Genomic DNA, 26377 nt, shown 5'->3' with positions numbered 1-26377 from the left:
CTTATTATCCTGTTCAGCGCAGACCAATGCCCAAAATCTGTAAAAAAATTTCACACAGCCTGCAAAATAACGAAGCAGATCACCGCCTTATCAGGACAGCTTTCTGAATATTCAGATCACACCGCACAAAATCATAAGCCGGCGCACGAAACGCCGAAGTTTTATCTGATAAGGCGCAATAAAACTATCTTGAATTCACATTTTTCTTTTTAAAATTACGCATTATTATCATTTATTTTCATATTATTGCTGTCATGCAACATCCGCGCGTTTTTGCGGCGTACTTATAAGCCGCAGGTAAAAATTATTGCCCGTATTGCGGGGTGTTTGTTTTAAAAACTTCTGCACTTCTGCCGCACAAATCATGGATTTGCCAAGATTCAGACTTGATCAATTATTGCCAGATATTAATATGATAAAAAGACTCATATTTAATCAGGTAGCAATAATTATGAAACAAGCCCCTGCCGTAAAACCACTTTACCTCATAACAACCAGCTTGTTGGCATTCAGCCATCCTGTTCATGCCCAACAGGCGCAAAAGGATAAAGCGCAAGCCCAAAACGGCACTATAGTTCTGGAGCAGATTGTTGTTACAGCCTCATCGGTTGCCACCAATATCAAGGATGCGCCTGCCAGCATTTCCGTTGTCGGCCAGGAGCAATTGCAGCAAAGCGGCGCGCCGGATATCAGCGAGGCATTAAGAACAGTGCCCGGGCTTAATATCGGCTTTGGCAGTGACGGCACACGCGGCATAAGCATGCGCGGTATGGGGCGCGGCTACACACTCATTCTTATTGACGGCAAACGCGTTAATGCCGGGCTTACAACCATGCGCCATTATAATGGCGATCTCGACTGGGTACCGGTGGATGCCATTGACCGTATTGAGATCGTGCGCGGCCCGATGTCCACCCTATACGGCTCGGATGCCCTTGGCGGCGTGGTTAATATTATCACCAAAAAATCCGGCAATAACTGGACAGGCTCCCTGACAACAGAATGGATTCAGCCAGAAAGCAAAGCCACAGGCACCGCCAAGAAAATCAGTGCCTATGTCAGCGGGCCAATTGTGCCGGATGAGCTGACTTTCACGGCTTTTGGTAATATCAGCCGGAAAAAACCGTCAGATCCGTCCCGTCATGATAATATTCAAACACCGGGCGGCAGTGATGATTATGATATGACCGGCCGGCTGACATGGACACCAGCCAGTCATCATATGTTTGAGCTGGAAGCCGGCACAGGCAAGGAAAAATACCGCCCATCACTCGCATCAGGCAAAATAGATACCAGCAAAACCTCAATCCGCCGCAACACGGCCTCTTTGCGCCATGTTGGCGAATGGGATTTTGGTACGTCCACAATCACTGCCTTTATAGAGGATGCCAATAATCATCACAATATCACCAATCGCGCAGGTGCTGTTACCGGCGAGACGACAATCAATGTGCGCAGCTACACAATCGATGGCAAAATCTCCATGCCGATCGATTTTCTTTTTGAACAAAATCTGACTCTCGGCGCAGAATACCGTTATGAAAAAATGAAAGATCCGGAAAATCTCGGCAAGAAAAATTCTGTGACCAATACAACCGGCCTGCCTGAAACAAACATGTGGACGACCGCCATTTTTGCTGAGGACCAGATCAGACTGACAGACAGCCTGAAGCTGACCGCAGGCCTGCGCATAGACCAGCACGAGAAATTTGGCACCCATGCCAGTCCGCGCCTGTATTTGAATTACGATGTCAATGAGCACCTGACCCTGAAAGCCGGATGGGCACAGGCCTTTAAAGCCCCCAATATGCGCCAGCTCAATCCAAACTGGGTGCAGACATCACGCGGGCGTGGTTGCGGGGCTGTGGGCGGCCCTTGCGAAATGGTCGGCAATCCTGATCTTAAACCGGAAACCAGCAATAGTTTCGAAATCGGTGGTATCTATCTGCAGGATAACTGGGAAGCAGGTCTGACCTATTTCTACAATGATATTGATGACAAGATCACCTCAGCACGCAAAGCATCGCTCATCACCCCCAACGGCACCAAATATGTACAGCAGATCAATATTGACCGTGCACGCACACAAGGTTTTGAGGGTAACCTGACTATAACGCCGCATCATGACTGGACATGGGCAAACACCTTTACCTATCTTATTGAGAGCCGCAATCTTGAAACCGGCATGCCGCTCTCTGCCGATCCGAAATATTCAATCAATACCGATTTGACATGGCAGCTTCGCGAAAATTTCAGTCTTACCGGCGGCCTCGCTTTCTACGGCAAACAGGTGGATTATGTGGCAAAACCGGAAACCCTGACCGCGCAAAACGTATCAGCCTATCATATCGCCAATATTTCTTTGAAATATGATCCGGCCGAGCATGTCACATTACGTGCAGGGGTGAACAATATTTTTGACAAGCAACCCAGATCAGAATCCAACTTTGTTGAAAACGGCCGCAGCTATTTCCTATCGCTGACATCCAAATTCTGATCAGATAAAAAACGCCGGTCTAACCGGCGTTTTTTTTAAAATAGATTTACTGCTTTTTATAGCTTAGCCCGCGTGCCAGCCAGCAGCCTATTTTCAACCCTGTAACCGTGCCCTTCACATCGCGTTCAACAACCACTGTCCAGTCTCCCGGCGCCGGTGCATCCATACCGCGCTGGCAGGGCAGCAGCCAGATATCTTCAGCAATCGCATAAAGCGGCTGCATCGCCCCTTGCCCCAGAAAACCTTCAAATGCGGCATACATGCCGGCGCCAACAACCTCACAGATAAAATCCGCATCCATTTCCGCGCAATGGTAGCGCCCTGCAATATCCCTGCGCCCTTCTCCCGCCACGCGCTGCATCTGCGCCGACAGATTTTCACCATTGCGTTGCAGCAAGATAGTATCGCCATCACGCTGCAATTGCATGCCTGATGAGCGCAAAGTGCCGTCTTCCTGCATATCCATCAGCTCTGGCGATGTGGCAAAACGGGCATGCACCTGCCCGTCCGGTGCCGGCGCAAGGCTAAGGCTTAAACCGCAAACCGGATCAAAATAATTGCCATACCAGCCCGCATCCACGGGCAAGGCCTGCTGCTTGATTTTTGACTTACCTAATGCCGCGCGCATCAGCTGTTCTGCAGCGCCATAGGCACTTCCCTGATGGTTAAACATCACAATTACGGAAAGGCGCGCTTCTGCCGCATGAAAACGCTGGCAGCGCCATCCGCGTAACGCGCCGCCATGACCGGTAATTTTCACCCCGTCAAATTCCACATGATTAAGCCCGAAACTGTAGCAGGCAGGCTTGCCGTCTTTATAGAATTGCGGGCGGGACAAGCGACGATAAAGCCCGTTTTCATCATCACGCGTGGCATCAATAAACTGTTCCCAGGCAATCATATCATCCAGCGAAGCACAAATACCGGCATCTCCGCTCCAGTGAATATTATTCACCGCCGGTATAAAACCGGCTGTAATATTGCCTTCATAGCCAACAGCGCCGCCCGGCGTGACGGAAGTATCAGGAAATAATCCGGCTGTTTTCATACCCGCAGGCAGGAAAATACGCTCCTTTAGCAACGCATCCAGCGAACGGCCGGTTTTTTCCTCAATCAAAAATGACAGCAGACGAAAATTACCATTGCTATAAGAATAATGCGTGCCGCTTTCAAAATGAGTGCTGCGGATTTTGCCGAGCAGTTTTCTCGCATCATCTGCAGTAAATTTTCCTTCAGGATCAGCACCGCAAATCACTGTAAGCGCCCAGTAATCGCGCAAACCCGACTGATTATTGCACAGATCAGCAATATGCGGGCGCTCGCCTTCAAAATCCGGCAGATAGGCAGCCAATGCCGCATCAAGAACAGAAATATCCGCAAAACTGTCCAGCAATACAGCGCAGGTAAATTCCTTGCTCACAGAGCAGATCGGCATCAAGGTCTCGCTGCTCATTGGCACGCGCTTTTGCATATCTGCAAAGCCCCAGACCTGTTTTGCAATCACCTCACCATCTTTAAGGACTGCGGCCACGCCCCCCGGCCCCTTATGATGCTCCGGCAAAGCACGCATCACAGCATCAATTGCGTTTTTATCAACAGCCTGCATAATTTCATTTCCCAAAAAGCAGTAAAATTGCCGCCCTCCCAAAAAGAACAGCAAGACAGCAACCCTTATCGTCTCTGTCCTTAAAACTCTGCATTAGAATATTTGCCGCACAGATGTGAAGCGGTTTTAGCCGGCAAGCACACAATTATGCTCTTTCAGAGCCTCTGCAGCCGTTCAAGATGACGTCAAGTCAAAATTTCGTGAAAATAAATGTTATTAATCACATCATACAAATGGATGATATGGTAAAAGAAAAAATTAGTATTGATTAGAATCAATGACAGCTCAGCCTTACCAGAGCACTTAACAAATAAAATTTTCTTGAACAGTCAGGCGCAGTAAATGACACAAAATCAATCAGGCAGGTATAAAAAATACATTCTTGTTACGGCTTTGGCATTGATAGCAGCCGGCAGTTACTATGCATGGGACAAGCTTAACAATAGCGGCCTGCCCGCTGGCATTGCCTCCGGCAACGGGCGCATTGAAGCGGTTGAAATTGATATTTCCACCAAAAGCCCGGGGCGCATTCGCGATATTTTAGCCGATGAAGGCGATTTTGTGAATGAAGGCGATATTCTTGCCCGTATGGATACAGATCAGGCCGAGAGCCAGCGCCGGCAGGCAGAAGCGCAATTGCGCCGCGCGGAAATCGGTGTTGAAACCGCCCGCAGCCTTGTTGCCCAGCGCGAGGCTGAATATAAAGCCGCAGAGGCCATCATCGCCCAGCGTGAAGCACAGCTTGATGCCGCCAAGCGCAGGCTCAGCCGTTCGCAGCAATTGAGTGAATCGCGCACCGTCTCCCAGCAGATTCTTGATGATGACCGCGCCAATGCCCAAGGGGTGGAAGCTGCTGTCAGCGCCGCCAAGGCGCAGCTTGCCGCCACCAATGCCGGTATCAGCGCCGCCAAAGCGCAGGTGGTTGATGCCGAAGCCGCGGTTGATGCCGCCAAAGCGGCTATTGCCAGCATCAATGTCGAGATTAATGATGCCACGCTCAAGGCACCCAAGCCCGGCCGTGTGCAATATCGCGTGGCACAGCCAGGCGAAGTGATCCCCGCCGGCGGCCGCGTGCTCAATCTGGTTGATTTAAGCGATGTTTACATGACCTTCTTCCTGCCCACAGCGCAGGCCGGTCAGGTGGCAATCGGCGCGGATGCACGCATTGTGCTCGATGCGGCGCCGCAATATGTCATCCCCGCCAAAATCAGCTTTGTAGCCGATGTGGCGCAATTTACGCCAAAATCGGTTGAAACTGAAGAAGAGCGTCAGAAACTCGTCTTCCGCGTCAAGGCAAAAATCCCGCAGGAATTGCTGCAAAAACATATTCAAATGGTCAAAACCGGCCTGCCCGGCATTGTTTATGTCAAACTCAGCGAGCAAGCTGAATGGCCACAACATCTTGCGGAACCGGTAAAATGAACAGCCCCCTCGCAAGTCATCATAAGGCAGACGGCGATTTTGTCGTCCGCACAGAAAATGTCAGCCTGACTTATAATAACAAGCAGGCATTGCGCGATATCACGCTTAATATTCCCGCAGGGCGGATGATCGGCCTGATCGGGCCTGATGGGGTGGGTAAATCCAGCCTGCTCTCACTGATTGCCGGCGCACGCATGATGCAGCAGGGAAAAATTGATGTTCTTGGCGGCGATATTGCGGACAAACGCCACCGCCAACAAGCCTTTCCGCGCATTGCCTATATGCCGCAAGGGCTTGGTAAAAACCTTTATCCAACCCTTTCCGTTTTTGAAAATATTGAATTTTTCGGCCGGCTATTCGGCCATAACAAACATGAGCGCGAGCGCCGCATTGCTGATTTGCTGGCACGCACCGGCATGTCCCCCTTTGCTGATCGGCCTGCGGGCAAGCTTTCCGGTGGGATGAAGCAAAAAACCAGCCTGTGCTGTTCACTCATTCATGATCCGGATTTGTTGATCCTTGACGAGCCGACCACCGGCGTTGATCCTTTGTCACGGCGCCAGTTCTGGGAGCTGATTGACGATATCCGCAAAGACCGCCCCGGCATGAGCGTGATTGTTGCCACCGCCTATATGGAGGAGGCTGAGCGTTTTGATTGGCTGGTTGCCATGAATGACGGGGCAATTCTTGCCACCGGCACCCCGCAAGAGCTGATGCAGCACACCGGCACGCCCAATATTGATGCCGCTTTTATCGCCCTGTTGCCGGAAGAATTGCGGCAGGGGCACCATGAGGTGATCATTCCCCCGCGTGATGCGCAAGCAACCGCCGGCATTGCCATTGAGGCAGAACATGTCACGGTGCGTTTTGGCACTTTCACCGCGGTAGATAATGTCAGTTTCCGCATTCCGCGCGGCGAGATTTTCGGCTTTCTCGGCTCCAATGGCTGCGGCAAATCCACAACCATGAAAGTGCTCACCGGCCTGTTGCCCGCCAGTGAGGGCACCGCAAGGCTGTTTGGCCGCGAGGTGGATCCCAAAGATATCGATATCCGCCGCCGCGTCGGTTATATGTCGCAGGCGTTTTCGCTTTATTCTGAACTGACAGTGCATCAAAATCTCACGCTGCACGCCAGATTATTCGGCATGGAAGAAGCCAGAACCACAAAACGCATTGAAGAACTGTCACAGCGTTTTGATCTTACCAATGTGATGGATGTTTATCCTGATGATATGCCGCTTGGTATCCGCCAGCGCCTGTCGCTGGCGGTGGCGCTCATTCACGAGCCGGATATTCTCATTCTTGATGAGCCAACCTCCGGCGTTGATCCGGTGGCGCGTGATGCATTCTGGCAAATTCTGGCTGATCTCTCCCGCAAGGATAATGTGACAATTTTCGTCTCCACCCACTTCATGAATGAAGCGGAGCTTTGCGATCGTATTTCCCTGATGCATGCAGGCAAGGTGCTGATCAGTGACACGCCAAAGGCAATCACCGCCAGCCGGTCTGCAACAACATTGGAAGAAGCCTTTATCGGCTATTTGGAAGACGCTATTGGTGAAACAGCCCCCGCCCCGAAGCCGCAACAAATTGCGCCTTGCGCGCCAGCATCCCCGATAGCGCAACCGGCACCCAAAACGCCCAAAACCTCCTCCGGCTTTTTGCCGGATCTGCGGCGTATGCTTGCCTATACAAGGCGGGAGGGGCTGGAATTGCGCCGCGACCCGATCCGCGCTGCTTTGGCGATGCTTGGCAGTGTTATCCTGCTGTTTGTGATCGGTTATGGCATTAATCTGGATGTGAATAATCTCAGTTTTGCGGTGCTTGACCGCGATGATACCACCATCAGCCGCGATTATATTCGCCAGTTCTCCGGCTCGCGTTATTTTATCGAACAGGCGCCAATCCTCGATTATGATGATCTGGATAAGCGCATGCGCAATGGCGAAATCAGCCTGGCCATTGAAATTCCGCCCAATTTTGCACGCGATGTTGAACATGGCCGCCCGGTTGAAATTGCCGCCTGGATTGACGGCGCCATGCCGGTGCGTGCAGAAACCATCCAAGGCTATGTGCAAGGCACGCATCTGAACTGGATTTCCCAAAAAGCCCGGGAACTTTACGGCAATACATCCGCACTCACCCGTTTCAATATGGAGATCCGCTATCGCTATAATCCGGATGTGCAAAGTCTGGTCGCCATGGTGCCGGCGGTCATTCCGCTTTTGCTGCTGGTTATTCCGGCCATGCTTTCCGTGTTAAGTGTTGTGCGTGAGAAAGAGCTTGGCTCCATCATTAATTTCTATGTGACACCGGTCACAAAATTCGAATTTCTGATGGGCAAGCAACTGCCCTATATTGCGCTGGCCTTTTTCAATTTCTTAATGCTCACCGCCTTTGCTGTCTTTGTCTTTCGGGTGCCTTTCAGCGGCAGTTTCCTCACCTATGCCACGGCAGCACTGCTTTATGTGGTGATTACCACCGGTATGGGGCTGGTTATTTCCACCTTTATGAACAGCCAGATTGCCGCCATTTTCGGCACCGCCTTGATGACGCTGATCCCTGCGGTGCAATATTCAGGCATTATTGATCCGGTCTCCTCCCTGCATGGGGCGGGCGCGCTCATCGGGCAGATTTACCCGACAACCTATTTCACCATCATTTCCCGCGGCACTTTCTCCAAGGCGCTCAGCTTCTCTGATCTGGGGCTGCCTTTCCTGATGCTGCTCATCACTGTTCCGGTGCTGCTGGTGCTGGGAATAGTTCTACTCAAAAAACAGGCACGCTGACATGAGGATATCCAATATATGGCGGCTTGGCATCAAGGAATTGCGCGGTCTGGCGCGTGATCCGATGCTGATTATCCTGATTATTTATGCTTTTTCGCTGGCAATTTACACCGCCTCCAAAGCAATGCCGGAAAATCTCAATAATGCGGCCATTGCTATTGTGGATGAAGATCAATCGCCAATCTCCGGCCGCATTACCTCTGCTTTTTATCCGCCTTATTTTGTGCCACCCAAACTCATCTCCGCCTATGAGATGGACAGGCGCATGGATACGGGGCTTGATACATTTGCGCTGGATATTCCCCCAAGCTTCCAGCGTGATCTTCTGGCAGGCCGCAACCCGACCATTCAGCTCAATATTGATGCCACCCGCATGAGCCAGGCCTTTACCGGCGGGCGCTATGTGCAGGCCATTGTCACCAATGAGGTGAGTGAATTTCTCAACCATTATCGCGGGGCAACCAAATTGCCGGTTGAGCAGAATCTGCGTGCCCGCTTCAATCAGGATCTTAATAAAGGCTGGTTTGGCGCGGTCACCAATGTGATTGCCTCTGTTACCATGCTTTCCATCATTTTAACCGGTGCGGCACTGATCCGCGAGCGGGAACACGGCACAATTGAACACTTGCTGGTCATGCCTGTCACGCCGGTTGAAATCATGATCAGCAAGGTCTGGTCGATGGGGCTGGTAGTGCTCGTTGCCACCGCCTTGTCACTGATTTTTATCGTCAAGGGTGTGCTGGCAGTGCCGCTCAATGGCTCAGTCCTGTTGTTTTTATGCGGTGTGGCGCTGCAACTTTTTGCCACCACCAGCCTTGGCATTTATCTGGCCACCATTGCCGGTTCCATGCCGCAATTCGGGCTGTTGATTGTGCTGGTGCTGTTGCCGCTTCAGGTGCTTTCCGGCGCAATGACCCCGCGCGAAAGCATGCCGGAAATCATCCAGACGATTATGCTGGCAGCACCCAACACCCATTTTGTCATCATTGCCCAGTCGGTTTTGTTCCGTGGTGCAGGTTTCAGCGTTATCTGGCCGCAATTTCTGGCGTTGTTAGCAATTGGTAGTGTGTTGTTTTTCTTTGCGCTGCGCCGTTTCCGCAATTTTCTGAGGTAAGAGACGCAAGATTTGATTGTTTATCCAAGCTGAAAAAGCGCCGGTTCATCATAAAGGTACAAAATGAGTGGTTTAATTCTCACATTCAATACGGGATCATCCACCGTTAAAATCGGCGCTTTTGAACAGCAAGGCACGGCTCTTCGCAAATCGGCCAGAGCCGGCATTGATTTTGCCGCCTCTCCTTTGAATTTTCATCTGGAGCACGGCACAAACCGGCTGGATATTGCCCTGCAAGCGCAAGCTCATGATGATATTGTCATGATTATGGGCGAGGTTTTTGAAAAACTTTCCCCCCATATGGATCTAAGCCGCATTACCGCTATCGGCCACCGTATTGTGCATGGCGGCGATCTGTTTGACGAGCCGGTAAAAATTGATGATCAGGTGATTGCCGCCATTGATCAGCTTGCGGTTTTTGCGCCCTTGCACCAGCCAAAAAGCCTTGCGCTGATCAGGGCTGTCCGCCGGCTTTTTCCGCAAATTCCGCAATCCGCCTCTTTTGACACGGCTTTTCACCGCACCATGCCGGAGATTGTGCGCCGCTTTGCCATTCCCCGCGTCATGCATGAACAGGGTATCAAACGCTATGGATTTCACGGCCTGTCCTATCAATCCGTGATCAATGATTTTGCTGATCGGGAGCCGGCTTTAAGCAAAGGCAAGGTCATTATCGCCCATCTTGGCAGCGGCGCCAGCCTTTGCGCACTTTCTGGGGGCAAAAGCGTTGATACCAGCATGAGTTTTTCAACGCTTGATGGGATTCCCATGGCCACGCGCTGCGGCAATATTGATGCCGGCGTGCTGCTGCATCTGCTCACACAGAAAAATATCAGCAATGACGCTCTGACAGATCTGCTCTATCACCAATGCGGGCTCCTTGGTGTTTCCGGCATGAGCGGCGATTGCCGTGAATTAATAAATAATTCTGCCGCACCAGCCATAGAGGCAATTGAACTTTTTACACTGCGCATTGCCGGTGAAATCTGCCGCCTCGCTTCCGTTTTAGGCGGGTTTGATGCGCTTATTTTCACCGCCGGTATTGGCGAGCACCAGCCGGCTATCCGCGCAGCCATCTGCCGCAAATTAAGCTGGCTCGGTGCAAAGATTGATGAGAAAGCCAATCATGCAGGCGCTTTCCGCATCACCACACCGGCAAGCCGCATTGCCGCTTTTATTCTTGCAACCGATGAAGAACGCATCATTGCGCAGGATACGTGCAAAATCCTCAATATCTCCCCGCAACCCATTTCCTCCCAACAGGTTAAGGATTTCCGGAATGAATAATCAGACTGGCACCCAGCCTCTTTCTCCCCAGCAATTGCAGCTTATTGACCGTTACTGGCGCGCAGCCAATTATCTTTCGGTCGGTCAGATTTATCTGATGCAAAACCCGCTTCTGCGCAAGCCGCTGAAGCCCGATCATGTCAAACCGCGCCTGCTCGGCCATTGGGGCACAACACCGGGGCTCAATTTTGTTTATGTGCATCTCAACCGTATCATTAAAGAGCGTGATGCTGATGTGATCTATATTTGCGGCCCCGGCCATGGCGGCCCCGGCATGGTGGCCAATACCTATCTGGAAGGCACCTATTCGGAAATTTATCCCGATATCAGTGAAGATGAGGCGGGCATGCGCAAGCTGTTTCGCCAATTCTCATTTCCCGGCGGCATACCAAGCCATGTGGCACCGGAGACACCGGGCTCCATCCATGAGGGCGGCGAGCTTGGCTATGCGCTTGTACATGCCTATGGCGCGGCATTTGATAATCCTGATCTTGTGGTTGCCTGTGTGGTGGGCGATGGCGAAGCCGAAACCGGCCCGCTTGCAGCAGCATGGCATTCCAACAAATTTCTCAACCCGCAGCGCGATGGCGCCGTGCTGCCGATCTTGCATCTTAACGGCTATAAAATCGCCAATCCGACCTTGCTTGCACGAATGCCGGACGAGGAATTGCATAGCCTGTTCACCGGCTATGGCTATGAGCCGTTTTTTGTTGAGGGCAATGATCCGCAAATCATGCATCAAATGATGGCCGCCACGCTGGATATGGCTTTTGACCGTATTAAAGCAATCAAGCAACAGGCGGATGTCAAATCCCCTGCCCGCCCGCGCTGGCCAATGATTATTCTGCGCAGCCCGAAAGGCTGGACAGGCCCCAAAAATGTTGACGGCAAAATGGTTGAAAACCACTGGCGCTCCCATCAGGTGCCGGTTGCCAATTGCCGCGCGGATGATGCCCATCGCAAAATCCTGGAAGACTGGATGCGCAGCTATCATCCGCAAGACTTGTTTGATGATACAGGCAAACTGAAACCGGAATTGCGGGCATTGGCGCCAAAGGGCGAAAAACGCATGAGCGCCAATCCGCATACCAATGGCGGCCTGCTGCGCAAGGAACTGAACACGCCGGATTTCCGTCAATATGCGGTTCAGATGACTGAGCCGGGTGCCGTTGTGGCGCAAACCACCAAAATTCTGGGTGATTATTTACGCGATGTTTTGCGCCTTAATGCACAAGAGCAAAATTTCCGTGTTTTTGGTCCGGATGAAACCGCATCCAACCGCCTTGGCAGTGTTTTTGAAGCGACAGACCGCGTCTGGATGGCGCAAACACTGGAAAGTGATGACCATCTTGCTGCCGATGGCCGCGTGATGGAAGTGTTGAGCGAACATTTATGTCAGGGCTGGCTGGAAGGCTATCTTCTCACCGGCCGGCATGGTTTCTTTTCCTGCTATGAAGCTTTTATCCATATTGTTGATTCCATGTTCAACCAGCACGCCAAATGGCTGCAGGTCGCACGTGAGCTGCCATGGCGCAAGCCGGTCTCCTCACTCAATTATCTGCTCACATCCCATGTCTGGCGGCAGGATCACAATGGTTTTTCCCATCAGGATCCGGGCTTTGTGGATCTGGTAGCCAATAAGAGCGCCGATATTGTGCGGGTTTATTTTCCGCCGGATGCCAACAGCCTGCTCTGGGTGGGGGATCACTGCCTGAAAACATGGAACCGTGTGAATGTGATTGTGGCCGGCAAACAGCCTTCTCCGCAATGGCTGACCATGGAAGAGGCGGAAAAACACTGCAAGGCCGGACTTGGCAAATGGGACTGGGCAGGAACAGAAGACGGGTCAGAGCCGGATCTGGTCATGGCCTGTGCCGGTGATGTGCCGACCATGGAGACACTGGCGGCAACGGCAATCCTGCGTGAGGCATTGCCTCACTTGCGCATTCGTGTGGTCAATATTGTTGATCTGATGGCGCTGCAATCTCCCCGGCATCACCCGCATGGTATTGCAGATGATGCGTTTGATGCGCTGTTTACCACCAACCGGCCGGTAATTTTTGCCTATCACGGCTATCCTTATCTCATCCACCGGCTGGTTTATAAGCGTACCAATCACCCCAATTTCCATGTGCGCGGCTTTATCGAAAAAGGCACCACCACCACGCCTTTTGATATGGCGGTGATGAATGAGCTGGATCGTTATCACCTCGCAATTGAGGCGCTGAACCGGCTGCCACCGGATAAAGCACAGACAGAGCCGGTCATTGCCGCATTGCAGCAGAAATTGCGGAAGCATCATGATTATGTGCGTGAAAACGGTGAGGATATGCCGGAAATCCGTAATTGGAAATGGCCATACAAACGCAGCGCAATGGCCTGATAATCCGGACAAGAAATTTGGAAACGGGCAATCCTTAGCCCGTTTCCGTCTTTGCTCATTTGATACATGATTTTAATTGATGGATGCGTGATATGGCTTCGACCCCGGCTGAAAAACGTTTGATTATTCCCCTTCCCGGCAATGAGGAACTGGCACGCGCCATTGCTCTGGACGGCAATTACCGGCTCGGCTCCCTGGAAACCCGCCGCTTTCCCGATGGTGAAAGCTATATCCGGCTGCTGGATGATGTTGAGGGGAGTGATGTGGATTTTATCTGCACACTTGCGCAGCCCGATGATCAGTTTTTATCGCTGGTGTTTGCCGCCGATGCCGCACGCGATCTGAAAGCGCGTTCAGTTAATCTCATCAGCCCCTATCTGGCCTATATGCGTCAGGATATCCGCTTCAAATCCGGGGAAGCGATCACTTCACGCAGTTTTTCCCGCCTTGTTTCTTCAACTTTTGACAGTTTACTGACCATTGATCCGCATCTGCACCGCTACCATTCCCTGGCGGAAATTTACAATATTCCTGCTCTTGCGCTGGAATCAGCCCCGGTGCTGGCAAACTGGGTCAGCCGCCATATTGAACAGCCATTGCTGATCGGGCCGGATGAAGAAAGCGAACAATGGGTCAGCCGTATCGGCGAATATTGCGCGGCTCCTTTTACCGTTTTGCGCAAAACACGCTTTGGTGATCGCAATGTGGAAATTCACATTGGTGATCTCTCTGAATGGAAAAATAAAACACCGGTTCTGGTCGATGATATTGCTTCTTCCGGCCGCACCATGATTGAAGCCGCCAAACAGCTGCAGGCACAGGGTTTTGCCAAACCGGTCTGTCTTGCTGTCCACGGGCTTTTCGCCGATGATGCCTATGAACGCTTAAACGCAGTTGCCGCAAAAATCATCACCACTGATTGTGTACCGCATAGCAGCAATAATATTTCCGTTGCAGGATTGATTGTTCAAGGCATCAGGCAACTGGCCGCAAAGGCAAAAAACGCAGAAAAGAGTGTATCATGCTGACATTCAAACCATTAGGTGCTGCGGGCACTGTAACCGGTTCCAAACATTTACTGTCTAATGGCCGGCATCATGTGCTGGTTGATTGCGGCCTGTTTCAGGGTTTTAAAAACCTGCGTGAACTGAACTGGGAAAATCTTAGCATTCCTGCCCGCGATATTGATGCGGTTATTCTCACCCATGCCCATCTCGATCATAGCGGCTATCTGCCCCGCCTTGTTAAACAAGGATTTCGCGGCAAGATTTATTCCACCCCCGCCACCCGCGATGTTGCGGAACTTATTCTCAAAGACAGCGGCCATTTGCAGGAAAAAGATGCCGATTTTCTCAACCGGCATAAACTCACCAGACATTCTCCCGCCCTGCCGCTTTATGATGCGCATGATGCGGAAAAGGCGATCGGCCATTTTTCCACGGTGGAATTTAACCAGACCATCACCATTCTCGATGATCTGCGCTTTCGCTTCCGCTATGCCGGCCACATTCTTGGCGCCGCCAATGTGCAGATCGACTGGGGCGGCAAACGTATCGTGTTTTCCGGCGATATCGGCCGCTATAATCACCCGTTAATGCCGGATCCCGTTACACCGGAAAAAGCCGATTATGTGATTGTGGAATCCACTTACGGCAACCGCCTGCATGAACAGGGTGATCCCGCCGAAGCATTGGGCGCCATTGCCGAAAAAACCGTACAGCGCGGCGGCACCTTGGTGATCCCGTCTTTTGCGGTGGGGCGGGCACAGGAACTGCTCTATTATTTCTGGAGGCTTAAACAGGCCGGACGCCTTGCCTCCGTGCCGATCTTTCTTGACAGCCCGATGGCCATTGATGCCACCGCATTAATGGCCAAACATATGCAAGATCATAAATTATCGCCCGATGATGCGCGTGAAGCTTACAGAATTGCCCGTTATACGGAGGATGTGGAGGATTCAAAGGCAATCAATAATAATCCCTATCCTAAAATTGTCATCTCCGCTTCCGGCATGGCAACGGGCGGGCGCATTCTCCACCATCTGAAAAATTATGCACCCGATGCGAAAAACACCATTCTTTTAGCCGGTTTTCAGGCAGCGGGCACCCGCGGGCGCGCCTTGCGTGAAGGGGCAAAGGAGCTGAAACTGCATGGCATGTGGGTGCCGGTCAATGCGGAAGTGGCGCATATTGATACGCTTTCCGGCCATGCTGATGCCAATGGCCTGCTGCGCTGGCTTTCCGGTTTTCAAATTCCACCCAAAAAGACCTTCATTATTCACGGCGAGCCGGATGCTTCAGAGGCCCTGCGCGTCAATATTGACCGCCAGCTTGGCTGGGAAAGTGTTGTGCCGCGCCAGGATCAGGAATTTAAACTATGAACAGCCCGCTTTGTGATCATCCGCCGCTGAAAGCCAAACGGCTTGGGCTTTATACCCATGATCAGGCCGTTGTAATCATGCGCACCGATTGCCCCGCCTGTCATTCTGCCGGTATCACCTCGCGCTCGCATATTCAGGTCAGTGCCGGTGATCGCTCGGTTTATGCGGAGCTTTTGCAAATCGACAGTGATTTGCTGCCGCTTGATACAATCGGCCTTTCCCAGACAGCGTGGGAATTATTAGGGGTTGAGGAAGGGGATGCTGTTGCAATCAGCCACCCGCCGGCTCTTGCCTCATTATCTTTTATCCGCAGCCGCATATATGGCAATCGTTTTGATTATCAGGGCATCAGCGCCATTATTGATGATGTGGTGGCGCGGCGCTATACGGATGTGCATCTGGCCGCTTTTTTAACCGCCAGCGCCACGCCGCCGCTGGATTTGCAGGAAACCATCTATCTTACCAAAGCCATGATCGGTGCCGGTGAGCGGCTGCACTGGGACAAGGATATTGTTCTCGACAAACATTGTGTTGGCGGCCTGCCCGGCAACCGCACAACGCCAATTGTGGTGGCTGTTGTAACCGCACATGGGCTGACAATGCCCAAAACCTCATCACGGGCTATCACCTCACCCGCCGGTACCGCCGATACAATGGAAACCCTCACTCCTGTTAATCTGGAGCTGGACAGGCTCAAACAGGTGGTGCGCGAGCATGGCGGCTGCATGGCCTGGGGCGGCGCGGTGCAGCTCTCGCCGGCCGATGATGTGTTCATTCGTGTGGAACGGGATCTGGATATTGATACAGAAGGCCAGCTTATTGCCTCGGTGCTTTCCAAAAAAGTTGCCGCAGGCTCTACCCATGTGGTGATTGATATTCCGGTAGGCGCAACAGCCAAGGTGCGCAGCCATGAAGCCGCACATCAGCTAGCAAACATGCTGACCAATGTGGGCAAGGAATTCGGACTGACCATAACCTGTGTTTATACCGATGGCAGTCAGCCGGTTGGCAGGGGTATCGGCCCGGCTCTGGAGGCGCTGGATGTGCTGGCCGTGTTGCGCAATGAAGACCACGCCCCGCAGGATTTGCGCGAGCGTGCGGCAACACTTGCCGGAGCCGCACTTGAGATTGGCGGAGCAGCGGCTGAAGGCCACGGCAAGGCCCTTGCCCTTGCAACCATTGCGGATGGCAGGGCATGGGAAAAATTCCAGGCTATTTGCCTTGCACAAGGTGGCCTGCACACTCCTGAAATTGCCCCGCATTTTTACACGATAACCGCACCGCATGACGGGGTGATTACCAATATTGACAATCGCAATCTGGCGCGTGTTGCCAAACTTGCCGGAGCGCCGCGCTCAACGGGTGCAGGGCTTTATATGCATGTGCGGATTGATGATATTGTGCGCAAAGGACAACCCCTGTTTAAAATCTATGCTGCGGCACAGGGAGAACTGGCTTATGCGGTGCAATTTGCCCGCGAAGCCGAAACACTGATTGCTATCAGACCGGACAGCTAAGAAAAGCTTTTATGGATTAAACCGCCGGTCAAACTGACTGGCGGTCTTTTTTTAAACATGCATTTGCGCTTCACGCATGTGCCTTGCGGCCAATTCCAAGAAGCTGATAAAGCACCAAAGCCGCAAAGGTTGAGGTGCCGATACCGCCCAATGAGAAATTACCGATTGTAACAGTAAAATCACCAGCACCAAATATCAGCGCCACACCAACCGTGAACAAATTGCGCGGATCGGCAAAATCCACTTTGTTCACCACCCAAATACGCGCCATGGCTGAGGCAATCAAACCAAAAACCGAAACGGCAAGACCTGCCAGAACCGGTGCCGGTATGGTCTGCAGGATAGCGCCGAATTTGGGCGACAGGCTCAAAGCAAGCGCCACTGCAGCGGCAATAACAAAAACCAGTGTAGAATAAACTCTGGTCATCGCCATAACACCGATATTTTCTGCATAAGTCGTCACACCTGTACCGCCGCCGGAACCGGAAATCATGGTTGCAAGCCCGTCAGCAAAGAAACCGCGCCCAATATAGCGATCCATATTTTGTCCGGTAATAGAGCCAAGGGCTTTGATATGGCCGAGATTTTCCGCAACAAGAACAATGGCAACCGGCGCAATCAATGTAATGGCAGGCCAGCTAAACTCCGGCCTTGTAAAATGCGGCAGGCCAAACCATGCGGCATTGCCCACAGCTGAAAAATCAATAGCAGGAACAAAGGCAAGACCATTGCCGAATATCAGCACCAAAATATAACCAAATGCCAATGCCAGCAAAACTGCAACACGCCGTGTTGCCCGCGGGCCATAGGCCGAAATCACTGCCATACACAGCACCGTCATCAGCGCAATGATAATATGGGCATAAGTGCCTTTAAGCTGGCTCACAGCAACCGGCGCCAGATTAAGGCCAATAGCCACACCAATTGCACCGGTAACAGCGGGCGGCATCAGTTTCTCAACCCAGCCCGTGCCAATTCCCATCACCACAAGGCCAATCAGGGCATAGAGTGCGCCGCAAACGATAATACCGCCCAGAGCCACGCCAATATTCGGATTAGGCCCGCTGCCGCTATAGGCTGTAGCTGCAATCACGACGGCAATAAAGGCAAAAGAAGAGCCCAGATAACTTGGAACACGCCCCCCTGTAATCAGAAAAAACAACAGTGTGCCGATGCCGGAAAAAAACACCGCCACATTAGGATCAAATCCCATGATCAGCGGTGCCACAATTGTTGAACCTGACATAGCCAGCAAATGCTGGATCCCCATCGGCACTGCCGCAGATGCCGGCAGGCGCTCATCGGGCAATATCACGGCGTTATTGCTCAAACGCCATGTTGGAAAATAGGCCATAACTCCCCCTGAAATATTAAGCTGAAAACACAGCCCTTTTTAATACTACAGAGATTTCCAGAAACCAGAGCCTTCACAGGCACAGGCTGCATTTTATGTGCAAAACCCTCCGGCCGCATTGCAGCGGCATTTTTCTGATTCATAGCTTTAGCCGGAAATGATTTTTATTGAGCCAGACACTGATAGCATCATGAGTGGTTCTTTAGTCCCGTTAGCTGGCAGGATGATATATTAACTTCACTATATAAACCGGCAAGCTATCCTTATTTCACCAATAAAAATCCTGTTTTTGGTTATCGTGGCACTGTTTTTCTGCCTTGCATTTCAATGATGTTTTGGCTATCACCGCCGGTAACAGCCTGTTTGCAAAAATTGCCTGAACAGGCTGCGTATTTTACGCCGCTTTAGCTCAGTTGGTAGAGCACATCATTCGTAATGATGGGGTCACGTGTTCGAGTCACGTAAGCGGCACCAATAAAATCTTCTGAAATCATTCATATTACATATGGCACGATATTTAAAAACATATGTAAATTTTGCACTTTTAGCGCATCAATCACTTAATATTTTTTATAAATAAACATCGCCTCTATAATTTTCAGAGGCGATGTTTATTATAATTCATATATACAGCTTTAAAATTTCGAAAAATTATTTTAAAAAATTAAATATACTCTTCATTTATATATCTAAACATTCTTCTATATTGTTAAGCATTCTTTCTTTCTTATTTTCGTCTTTTTCCGCCTCAAGTTCTTTCTTGAAACCCTGCATCCAGAAATACATATCGACAAGCTTCATCAAAGGATATTCAACCTTGCCTGCAGCTACCCGTTTTTTATTAATTTCCTTTTGAACCTCATCAAAGTGCGCTTTATTATCACGAACCCAGTCAAGAAGATCTTTAAAATTCTTCTCATTTAAATACGAATAAGGAAGTCCGGCATCTTTTATTCCGGAAATAAAAAATCTGTCATAAGCAGGTATACATCCCAATGTGCCAAGTAATATTTTTGTAATAAGCGTATTTGTTGCAGAAATTTCGATATTATCATAACACTCTTTGATCTTACAAATAAGTTCAAACAGCAAATCTTTTTCACGATATATTATATCTAGGCCTATGTTATAGAGAAAATCATATTTTTCACTTAAAATAATATCAACAGCGTCCTGATGAATTTTATAGTCTTTCCAGAGAATCGCCGATGAGCCGCGATACATCCCCCAACTGGCTAAATAAAATGCAAGATGAAGGCAGGCATAATCCCTGTATTCATCAGTGCTTTCCTCAGTTCTCCTGGCAAAAAAAGCATAGCAATGCTCCCATGAGTTAAAACGATGATTGGGAGAATATGAACATTTGTCGAATTGACATATTTTATCTTTTATATCAGACATATTTTATTTACCAGATTAATCTTTTAAATATACAACGCATATTTATTTATTATTTTCAATAGAAATGTATTTCTCATAAATATTCTCATAGCTCCGATAAATATACTTAGTTTCCGTCATACCAAAACACATTGATGCAGCGTGTATCGCCTTGCCGGCATTGGTTCAAAAAAATTTGAATGTCGCATATTGACTCTGGCGAAGACTCGCAACATATGAAGTTACATGAGGCGAGATAGTAAATTATCAGGTGTGCTGCACATCCTTCTCCATATGGCTGAAATTGATGGTTCAGTGACATCAGAAACCATGGCAAAAGTGATGCAGACAAATCCGGTGGTTATTCGCCGCCTCATGGCCGGATTGCGTGATGCTGGGCTTGTTCATTCTGAAAAGGGGCATGGCGGCGGCTGGAAGATTACAGGCAACCTTGCCGAAATTACCTTGCTCGACATTTATACCGCGCTTGGAAGCCCTGAGCTTTTTGCTATGGGCAACCGTACAGAAAAGCCGGATTGTCTGGTTGAGCAGGTTGTTAATGCTGCGCTTGATACAGCTTTTCACGATGCAGAAGCATTATTGCTTAAACATTTTGGCACGGTAACGCTGGCACAATTAAGTGCTGATTTTCATACGCGCATAGTTGCGGATAATTTAACCATTCATTGCGAGACAACACATGCAACATGATGCTATTATTGTTGGCGGAAGCTTTGCCGGCCTGTCTGCCGCGATCTATATTGCGCGGGCACGCCGTTCTGTCTGCGTTATTGATGCAGGCAGTCCGCGTAACCGCTTTGCGGAGGCTTCACACGGGTTTTTCGGTCAGGATGGCAATGCGCCTTTGACGATGATTGCCAAAGCGCGGGCGCAATTGCAAGCATATCCCACATCGCGCATCGTGATGGGTGAAGCACATACAGCACGGGCAGTTGATGGCGGGTTTGAAGTTACTTTGACTGATAATACCGTGCTTACGGCCGCAAGACTTGTTTTGGCTTTTGGTATTTCTGATATTTTGCCCGATTTACCAGGCCTTGCTGAACGTTGGGGCAAGAGCGTTCTTCATTGCCCATATTGCCATGGTTTTGAATATGCAAACCGGCGGTTAGGTGTCTTGTCGACAATGCCAATGTCATTGCATCAGGCGCTGTTTATCCCGGAATGGGGAGAAACAACCCTGTTTCTTAATGGCGCGAGTGCAGCGGATGCCGATATGCAGGCCAAATTAGTTCAGCGTGGTGTAACAATTGAACCAAAGCGGATTATAGCACTGCAAGGTGAAGGGACTGAATTATCATCGGTATTGCTGGAAGATGGCAGAAGCATATTGATCGATGCGCTTTATCTGGCGCCGCGCTCTCACTTAAATAGTCCGATCGCTGAACAACTCGGTTGCGCATTGGATGAAGGCCCGTTCGGCGCGGTAATCCGCACTGATGCGGCAAAGCTCACAAGTGTTGCAGGGGTTTATGCTGCGGGCGACATTGCGCGTGTGCCACATAATGCAAGCTGGGCATCAGCCGATGGCGTGACGGCAGGAATGTCGCTGCATCAATCTTTGGCATTCGCAACTTAAAATATAAAACGCCGCTTGAGATAATGATCGATATTAAAACAATCTGGCTCGGAACGCATTTAATTAAAGAGATATTTTAATCCTCTTCTCCCGGATCAAAAAAAGTACGTGCGGCGTCCACCAAGATGGGAGCTATTTCTTTATGTACTCGCTCCAGAGACCAGTCAGCCATAGAAACAGAGCAATGAATCGCTGCGCGGGCTTTGCCCGTTGCAGACTTCACAGGCGCTGCAATACCTATTTCATTGAGTAACACTTCCTGTACAGACACGGCGTAACCATCCTGACGCGCCTGCTCAATCAGTTCTGCAATCCGTGCGCGATCCACAGTTGTACGTGGCGTGTATTCTGTCAATGGCCAGTTTTGCGCAGCATCTTTTCTATCTGCCATATCCCACGTTGAGACAATGGCACGGCCACCGGAAGTATTCAGCGCCGGATGGGTTCGTCCCACCAAAGTACCTTCAAAATTCGTACGCTGTACAGGCAAACGTACCGAATAAATAATCGATGTATCACATATTTCAGCCAGATTGAAAGACTGCCCCGTCTGCTGCTGTAATGCAAATAAACGTGGCATCACCTGTGATGTCAGGGGTTCTGCAATATAATGCGCATATGCCATATGCAACCACTGATTAGACAAGCGATACCGTCTGCTGTGATTGTCCCGATTAAGCATGCCTTCCGAATATAGCGTTGCCAATATGCGTTGTACACTGCTCTTTTCCATACCCGTAATGCTAACAAGATCAGAAATACCTAATACCGCATTGCTTTCATCAAAGGCTTTCAACAAAGTTATAGCTTTTACTAATGAGCTGATAATTAAAGGATTTCTTTCACTTTTACTCAATGAAACGCTCCAATTGTAAAAAACTCTTGACGTTGAGGGGGAAACCATGTTTCGATATTAATATGCAATTACAAGTATTGCAATACAATACAATAGGAGGGGCAATGAAAAATTACAAAATCTCTGCAAAATGTTTCAACACATCAAATTTGCCACTGGAAAAGCTCTGAAAATCCAGTTTTGTCATTGAATGACTGAGAAGTAATTCCGGATTAAACCATGCTGCATAACCCGTTTTGAGTATGGCAACGACACGGCAAACCGCCAGTACAAGCGACTAGCTATAGAGTTCCGGAAATATCACCCAATGCTCTGCCGATGCATTTTGCATTATCGCTCTCAGCCATAGTCTTCATATCCTAAAAGATTTTTGACGGAGCAAAACTTGTTTGGTTTCATCTTCAAGCGGCTTAGCCTTGCCTTACTGGTTGCGCTGACCGTATCTTTTATCAGTTTTTGTCTGCTTTACCTCAGCGGCGACCCTGCCACTGCCATCGCAGGAGAAGGAGCAAGCGCGCAAGATATTCAGACAATCCGTGAGCTCTACGGTTTTGACCGTCCAATGTTGGTACAATATGCGGAATGGCTGTGGAATGCAGCGCATTTTAACTTCGGGCAGAGTTATTATTTTAAGCTGCCTGTTGCAGATCTCATTTCCAGCCGTCTTGGCGTAACTATGCGTCTTGGCTTGGCGGCTATAGTTTTTGCTCTACTGGTTGCTATACCACTTGGCGTACTTGCTGCCAAATGCCCGGACTCGCTTCCTGACAAACTGGCACTATTTATTTCTGTTGCGGGACAGGCAATGCCGAGCTTCTGGTTTGCCCTTGTGTTGATCTCGGTTTTCTCCATTGACCTCGGCTGGCTGCCCGCTTCCGGCTCCAAAACATGGCAGAACTTCATCCTGCCCACCATTGTGCTCGGCTATTATGCTATGCCTGCAATTATGCGCCTTACACGCGCAGGTATGCTTGAAGTTCTCGCATCCGATTATATCCGCACTGCCCGCGCCAAAGGGTCATCGGAATGGCGAGTATTGTTCACTCATGCTTTGCGTAATGCGATAATTCCTGTCGTATCACTATCAGCGGTTCAGATGGGCTTCATGCTCGGGGGATCGATCGTTGTTGAATCCGTCTTTGCTCTACCAGGTGCCGGACTGCTCGCATGGGAATCAATCACCCGTAATGATCTGCCGACCGTTCAGGCACTGATCCTGCTGTTTTCCATGTTCTACATCGTCTTCACACTGCTCGCCGACATCATAAATGCCTGGCTTGATCCCCGCATGAGGACCTCATGATCACATATTCTTCTACACCGACCGCAGAACAGGTTCTGGAACCGTCGCCGTCAGTAATCTTACGCCGCCGTATTTTCGGGCATAGCGGCTTCATGATTGGCACAATTATCGTGGGAATGATTGCACTTGTTGCGGTCTTTGCTCCGATGCTGCTCAAATATGACCCCTATATGCAGGATTTGGTGAACCGTATGGTACCGCCAGTATTCTTAGACGGCAACTCTGACCACGTTCTGGGAACTGATCAACTTGGCCGAGACTACCTCGCCCGTCTACTGTATGGTGCACGTGTATCATTGTTTATCGGTCTATCGGCAGCACTGATCTCCGGTATTATTGGTACAGCGATGGGCGTTGCGGCAGGTTATTTCGGTGGCCATGTTGATGCGGTAGTTACATTTCTCATTAATGTGCGTCTTGCAATGCCGGTTGTTCTGGTCGCACTGGCTGTTGTTGCGCTATTTGGCGGTTCTCTGACTGTTGTTGCCACAATTCTCGGCCTGTTGTTGTGGGATCGCTATGCAGTGGTTATGCGCGCCTCAACATTGCAGGTCGCACGACGGGAATATATCGCAGCATCTTATGCCATCGGCACATCCACGCCGCGTATACTGATCTCCGAAATCCTGCCTAATCTTATGAACAACCTGATTGTTGTTGCCACTTTGGAAATGGCACATGCCATTTTGCTAGAGGCAGCTTTGTCTTTTCTCGGACTTGGTGTGCAACCGCCGACAGCCAGTTGGGGGCTGATGATTTCAGAAGGCAAAGACATGATGCTGTTTGAGCCATGGCTTGTAATGATCCCCGGTGCGGCACTGTTTTTTCTGGTACTGGCAATCAATCTCATAGGTGATGGTTTACGCGATATTACCGCACCAGGCGGACGGAACTAAGGAGAAACCAATGACTGCTCCTATTCTGAAGGTTCAGGATCTGACACTGGACATACCCACTGCGGCGGGGACACTTCATGCCGTACGCAACATCAATTTTGAGATTAAACCTGGAGAGACACTCTGCATTGTCGGCGAAAGCGGCTCCGGTAAATCGCTGACTTCACTGGCCATTATGGGGCTTTTATCACCGGGCATTCAGCGTAATGCGGCAGAATTAAGCTTTAATGGTATTGACTTGCAAAAGGCCTCTGCACGGGAAATGCTGGGACTGCGCGGTAACCGCATGGCAATGATTTTTCAGGAACCGATGACCAGCCTGAATCCTGCCTATACGATAGGCAGCCAACTCGCTGAAGCATTGCGTCTGCATAAATCTGTCAGCAAAGCTGAAGCGTTAAAACGCGCCGCTGATTTGTTACGTATGGTCGGGATTACCGCTGCAGAAAGTCGTCTCAATCAATATCCGCACCAGCTTTCCGGTGGTTTGCGCCAGCGCATCATGATTGCCATGGCGTTGATGTGTGAACCGGAACTATTAATCGCCGATGAGCCGACAACAGCTCTGGATGTAACCATTCAGGCACAGATCCTGCGGCTTCTCAAAGACTTGCAACAGAGAATGGGCATGGCAATGATCCTGATCACCCATGATCTCGGTGTCGTTGCGCGTATCGCTGACAAAGTGGCTGTGATGTATGCCGGTGAGCTGGTTGAGGCCGGTCCGGTCGGAGAAATCTTCCGCAATCCTGCACATCCTTATACGCGCGGTTTGCTTGACTGTATTCCGATACCGGGGCGAATAAAACGCGGAGAACGGTTGGGCACAATTCCGGGTATTGTCCCTAATCTGGTCGGACACCACACCGGATGTATCTTCAGAGACCGTTGTCCTGAAGCGATTGCAACCTGTACAGGTGACATTCCGCAGCGTGATCTCTCCGCACATCATAAATTACAGTGCATTCATACAAACGGCATGCGTCAGCCTGCGGAGGCTTTGTTATGAAACAGACAGTTTTGCAACTCTACAATGTCTCCAAAATCTATCAGGTACGGCAGGGCTTTTTCTCCGGTAAAAAGCCGCTGGCCGCGCTCAGTGACGTTTCTCTGACGGTAGAGCGTAGCTCAGTTCTGGGTCTTGTGGGGGAATCCGGCTGTGGAAAATCAACTCTGGCCAAGATCCTGCTCGGATTGGAAAAACCAACCAGTGGACGCATCGAGATCAACGGCGAAGACATCACCAAGCAAAACCGTTTTGAACTCTCGCGCCGTATTCAGCCGATTTTTCAGGATCCTTATTCCTCACTTAATCCGCGCAAAACTATCCGTCAGATCATTATAGCACCGCTCGTGGTGCATAATATCGGCAATCAGGCATCACGAGAAAAGAAAGTTAAAGACATCATGGATGTCGTCGGCCTGCCTTCGCGTATGCTCAACGCTTATCCGAACCAGATGTCAGGCGGTCAGCGTCAGCGTGTGGCTATTGCCCGCGCTCTGATCATGAAACCGGAAATCGTCATCTGCGATGAGCCGACATCCGCGCTTGATGTTTCTGTACAGAGCCAAATACTTAACCTGCTGGGTGATCTGCAACGTGAACTCGGTCTGACTTATCTGTTCATCAGTCACAATCTGGCTGTCGTTGAATATCTCGCGACACAGGTTGCTGTGATGTATCTCGGTCGTATTGTTGAAGAGCGTGAAACTGAAGATATTTTCCGCAATGCCCGCCACCCTTATTCGCGCGCGTTATTGGATTCCGTACTAACACCAGAGCCGGAACTCAGCGTTCCGGACACACAACTCGGCACTGAATACCCCAACCCTATCAATCCTCCTTCCGGTTGCGCTTTCCATCCACGCTGTCCTGACCGCTTTACTCCCTGCGATCAATCCCGTCCTGTCTTGCAGGAAAGTGGCAGCGGCTGTGTCGCATGCCACCTTTATTCCAGCGACACAGCATTGTCTGCTTGAACTGATTAAGGAA

Annotated in this window: 19 protein-coding genes and 1 tRNA gene; 16 read left to right on the top strand and 4 right to left on the bottom strand. The window is 50.3% G+C overall.

The genetic code is table 11. The annotated features are described in order from the left end of the window. The first annotated feature begins 451 nt into the window (after nt 1–451). Nucleotides 452–2497 carry a TonB-dependent receptor domain-containing protein gene (locus tag ACSTTO_RS03780; protein WP_439271810.1) on the top strand — a complete coding sequence of 682 codons (2046 nt, stop codon included), beginning with the start codon at nt 452–454 and terminating at the stop codon, nt 2495–2497. Between the two features lie 46 nt (nt 2498–2543). Here the strand turns inward: ACSTTO_RS03780 and ACSTTO_RS03775 are convergent, their stop codons facing one another. Beyond that, entirely contained in the window at nt 2544–4103 is a 1560-nt protein-coding gene (locus ACSTTO_RS03775) for a D-aminopeptidase (protein ID WP_439271809.1), read from the bottom strand. 342 nt (nt 4104–4445) lie between these two features. Here ACSTTO_RS03775 and ACSTTO_RS03770 point away from each other — a divergent pair, with 342 nt between their 5' ends. The 8 genes from ACSTTO_RS03770 (at nt 4446) to ACSTTO_RS03735 (ending at nt 16995) form a co-directional block, all read left to right on the top strand. Beyond that, nucleotides 4446–5525 carry an HlyD family secretion protein gene (locus ACSTTO_RS03770; RefSeq protein ID WP_439271808.1) on the top strand — a complete coding sequence of 360 codons (1080 nt, stop codon included), beginning with the start codon at nt 4446–4448 and terminating at the stop codon, nt 5523–5525. After that, nucleotides 5522–8314, top strand: a complete 2793-nt coding sequence (rbbA, locus tag ACSTTO_RS03765) for a ribosome-associated ATPase/putative transporter RbbA (protein ID WP_439271807.1) — start codon at nt 5522–5524, stop codon at nt 8312–8314. Before ACSTTO_RS03770 ends, rbbA begins: the two co-directional genes overlap by 4 nt. A 1-nt stretch (nt 8315) precedes the next feature. Beyond that, nucleotides 8316–9428 carry an ABC transporter permease gene (locus ACSTTO_RS03760; protein ID WP_439271806.1) on the top strand — a complete coding sequence of 371 codons (1113 nt, stop codon included), beginning with the start codon at nt 8316–8318 and terminating at the stop codon, nt 9426–9428. A 63-nt stretch (nt 9429–9491) separates the two neighbouring features. Beyond that, nucleotides 9492–10715, top strand: a complete 1224-nt coding sequence (locus tag ACSTTO_RS03755; protein ID WP_439271805.1) for an acetate/propionate family kinase — start codon at nt 9492–9494, stop codon at nt 10713–10715. After that, nucleotides 10708–13098, top strand: a complete 2391-nt coding sequence (locus ACSTTO_RS03750; protein WP_439271804.1) for a phosphoketolase family protein — start codon at nt 10708–10710, stop codon at nt 13096–13098. The genes ACSTTO_RS03755 and ACSTTO_RS03750 overlap by 8 nt, the downstream gene beginning before the upstream one ends. Before the next feature lie 92 nt (nt 13099–13190). After that, nucleotides 13191–14126, top strand: a complete 936-nt coding sequence (locus ACSTTO_RS03745) for a ribose-phosphate pyrophosphokinase (protein WP_439271803.1) — start codon at nt 13191–13193, stop codon at nt 14124–14126. Further along, nucleotides 14120–15478 (top strand): MBL fold metallo-hydrolase RNA specificity domain-containing protein, encoded by a 1359-nt coding sequence (locus ACSTTO_RS03740; RefSeq protein WP_439271802.1) that lies wholly within the window; start codon nt 14120–14122, stop codon nt 15476–15478. Before ACSTTO_RS03745 ends, ACSTTO_RS03740 begins: the two co-directional genes overlap by 7 nt. Continuing rightward, nucleotides 15475–16995 (top strand): thymidine phosphorylase family protein, encoded by a 1521-nt coding sequence (locus ACSTTO_RS03735; RefSeq protein ID WP_439271801.1) that lies wholly within the window; start codon nt 15475–15477, stop codon nt 16993–16995. The genes ACSTTO_RS03740 and ACSTTO_RS03735 overlap by 4 nt, the downstream gene beginning before the upstream one ends. 70 nt (nt 16996–17065) lie before the next feature. Here the strand turns inward: ACSTTO_RS03735 and ACSTTO_RS03730 are convergent, their stop codons facing one another. Next, complete coding sequence (locus tag ACSTTO_RS03730; protein WP_439271800.1) at nt 17066–18349, bottom strand: solute carrier family 23 protein; 1284 nt, start codon at nt 18347–18349, stop codon at nt 17066–17068. Nucleotides 18350–18747: 398 nt separating this feature from the next. Here ACSTTO_RS03730 and ACSTTO_RS03725 point away from each other — a divergent pair. Then, a tRNA-Thr gene (locus tag ACSTTO_RS03725) sits at nt 18748–18823 on the top strand. 207 nt (nt 18824–19030) lie between these two features. Here the strand turns inward: ACSTTO_RS03725 and ACSTTO_RS03720 are convergent. After that, a complete protein-coding gene (locus tag ACSTTO_RS03720) occupies nt 19031–19750 on the bottom strand; it encodes a hypothetical protein (RefSeq protein ID WP_439271799.1) in 720 nt (239 codons plus the stop codon). 225 nt (nt 19751–19975) lie between these two features. Between ACSTTO_RS03720 and ACSTTO_RS03715 the strand changes: the two genes are divergently transcribed. After that, a complete protein-coding gene (locus ACSTTO_RS03715) occupies nt 19976–20440 on the top strand; it encodes an Rrf2 family transcriptional regulator (protein WP_439271798.1) in 465 nt (154 codons plus the stop codon). Continuing rightward, nucleotides 20430–21329 carry an NAD(P)/FAD-dependent oxidoreductase gene (locus tag ACSTTO_RS03710; protein ID WP_439271797.1) on the top strand — a complete coding sequence of 300 codons (900 nt, stop codon included), beginning with the start codon at nt 20430–20432 and terminating at the stop codon, nt 21327–21329. The genes ACSTTO_RS03715 and ACSTTO_RS03710 overlap by 11 nt, the downstream gene beginning before the upstream one ends. A gap of 76 nt (nt 21330–21405) precedes the next feature. On the opposite strand, the gene ACSTTO_RS03705 is transcribed toward ACSTTO_RS03710, so the two are convergent. Next, complete coding sequence (locus tag ACSTTO_RS03705; protein WP_439271796.1) at nt 21406–22185, bottom strand: IclR family transcriptional regulator; 780 nt, start codon at nt 22183–22185, stop codon at nt 21406–21408. 385 nt (nt 22186–22570) lie between these two features. On the opposite strand from ACSTTO_RS03705, the gene ACSTTO_RS03700 reads away from it, so the two are divergent. From ACSTTO_RS03700 to ACSTTO_RS03685, 4 genes are read left to right on the top strand one after another with little or no spacing between them, the layout of a single operon-like run. Beyond that, nucleotides 22571–23488 carry an ABC transporter permease gene (locus ACSTTO_RS03700; RefSeq protein ID WP_439271795.1) on the top strand — a complete coding sequence of 306 codons (918 nt, stop codon included), beginning with the start codon at nt 22571–22573 and terminating at the stop codon, nt 23486–23488. Further along, nucleotides 23485–24384, top strand: coding sequence for an ABC transporter permease (locus tag ACSTTO_RS03695; protein ID WP_439271794.1), 900 nt, complete (start codon nt 23485–23487; stop codon nt 24382–24384). Before ACSTTO_RS03700 ends, ACSTTO_RS03695 begins: the two co-directional genes overlap by 4 nt. Before the next feature lie 10 nt (nt 24385–24394). After that, nucleotides 24395–25393 (top strand): ABC transporter ATP-binding protein, encoded by a 999-nt coding sequence (locus tag ACSTTO_RS03690; RefSeq protein WP_439271793.1) that lies wholly within the window; start codon nt 24395–24397, stop codon nt 25391–25393. Beyond that, a complete protein-coding gene (locus tag ACSTTO_RS03685) occupies nt 25390–26364 on the top strand; it encodes an ABC transporter ATP-binding protein (protein WP_439271792.1) in 975 nt (324 codons plus the stop codon). Before ACSTTO_RS03690 ends, ACSTTO_RS03685 begins: the two co-directional genes overlap by 4 nt. Nucleotides 26365–26377: the final 13 nt, after the last annotated feature.

Source organism: Pseudochrobactrum albidum (genome assembly GCF_051851455.1).
Taxonomy (GTDB): Bacteria; Pseudomonadota; Alphaproteobacteria; order Rhizobiales; family Rhizobiaceae; genus Pseudochrobactrum.
This window is presented reverse-complemented; position numbering and strand designations above follow the sequence as displayed.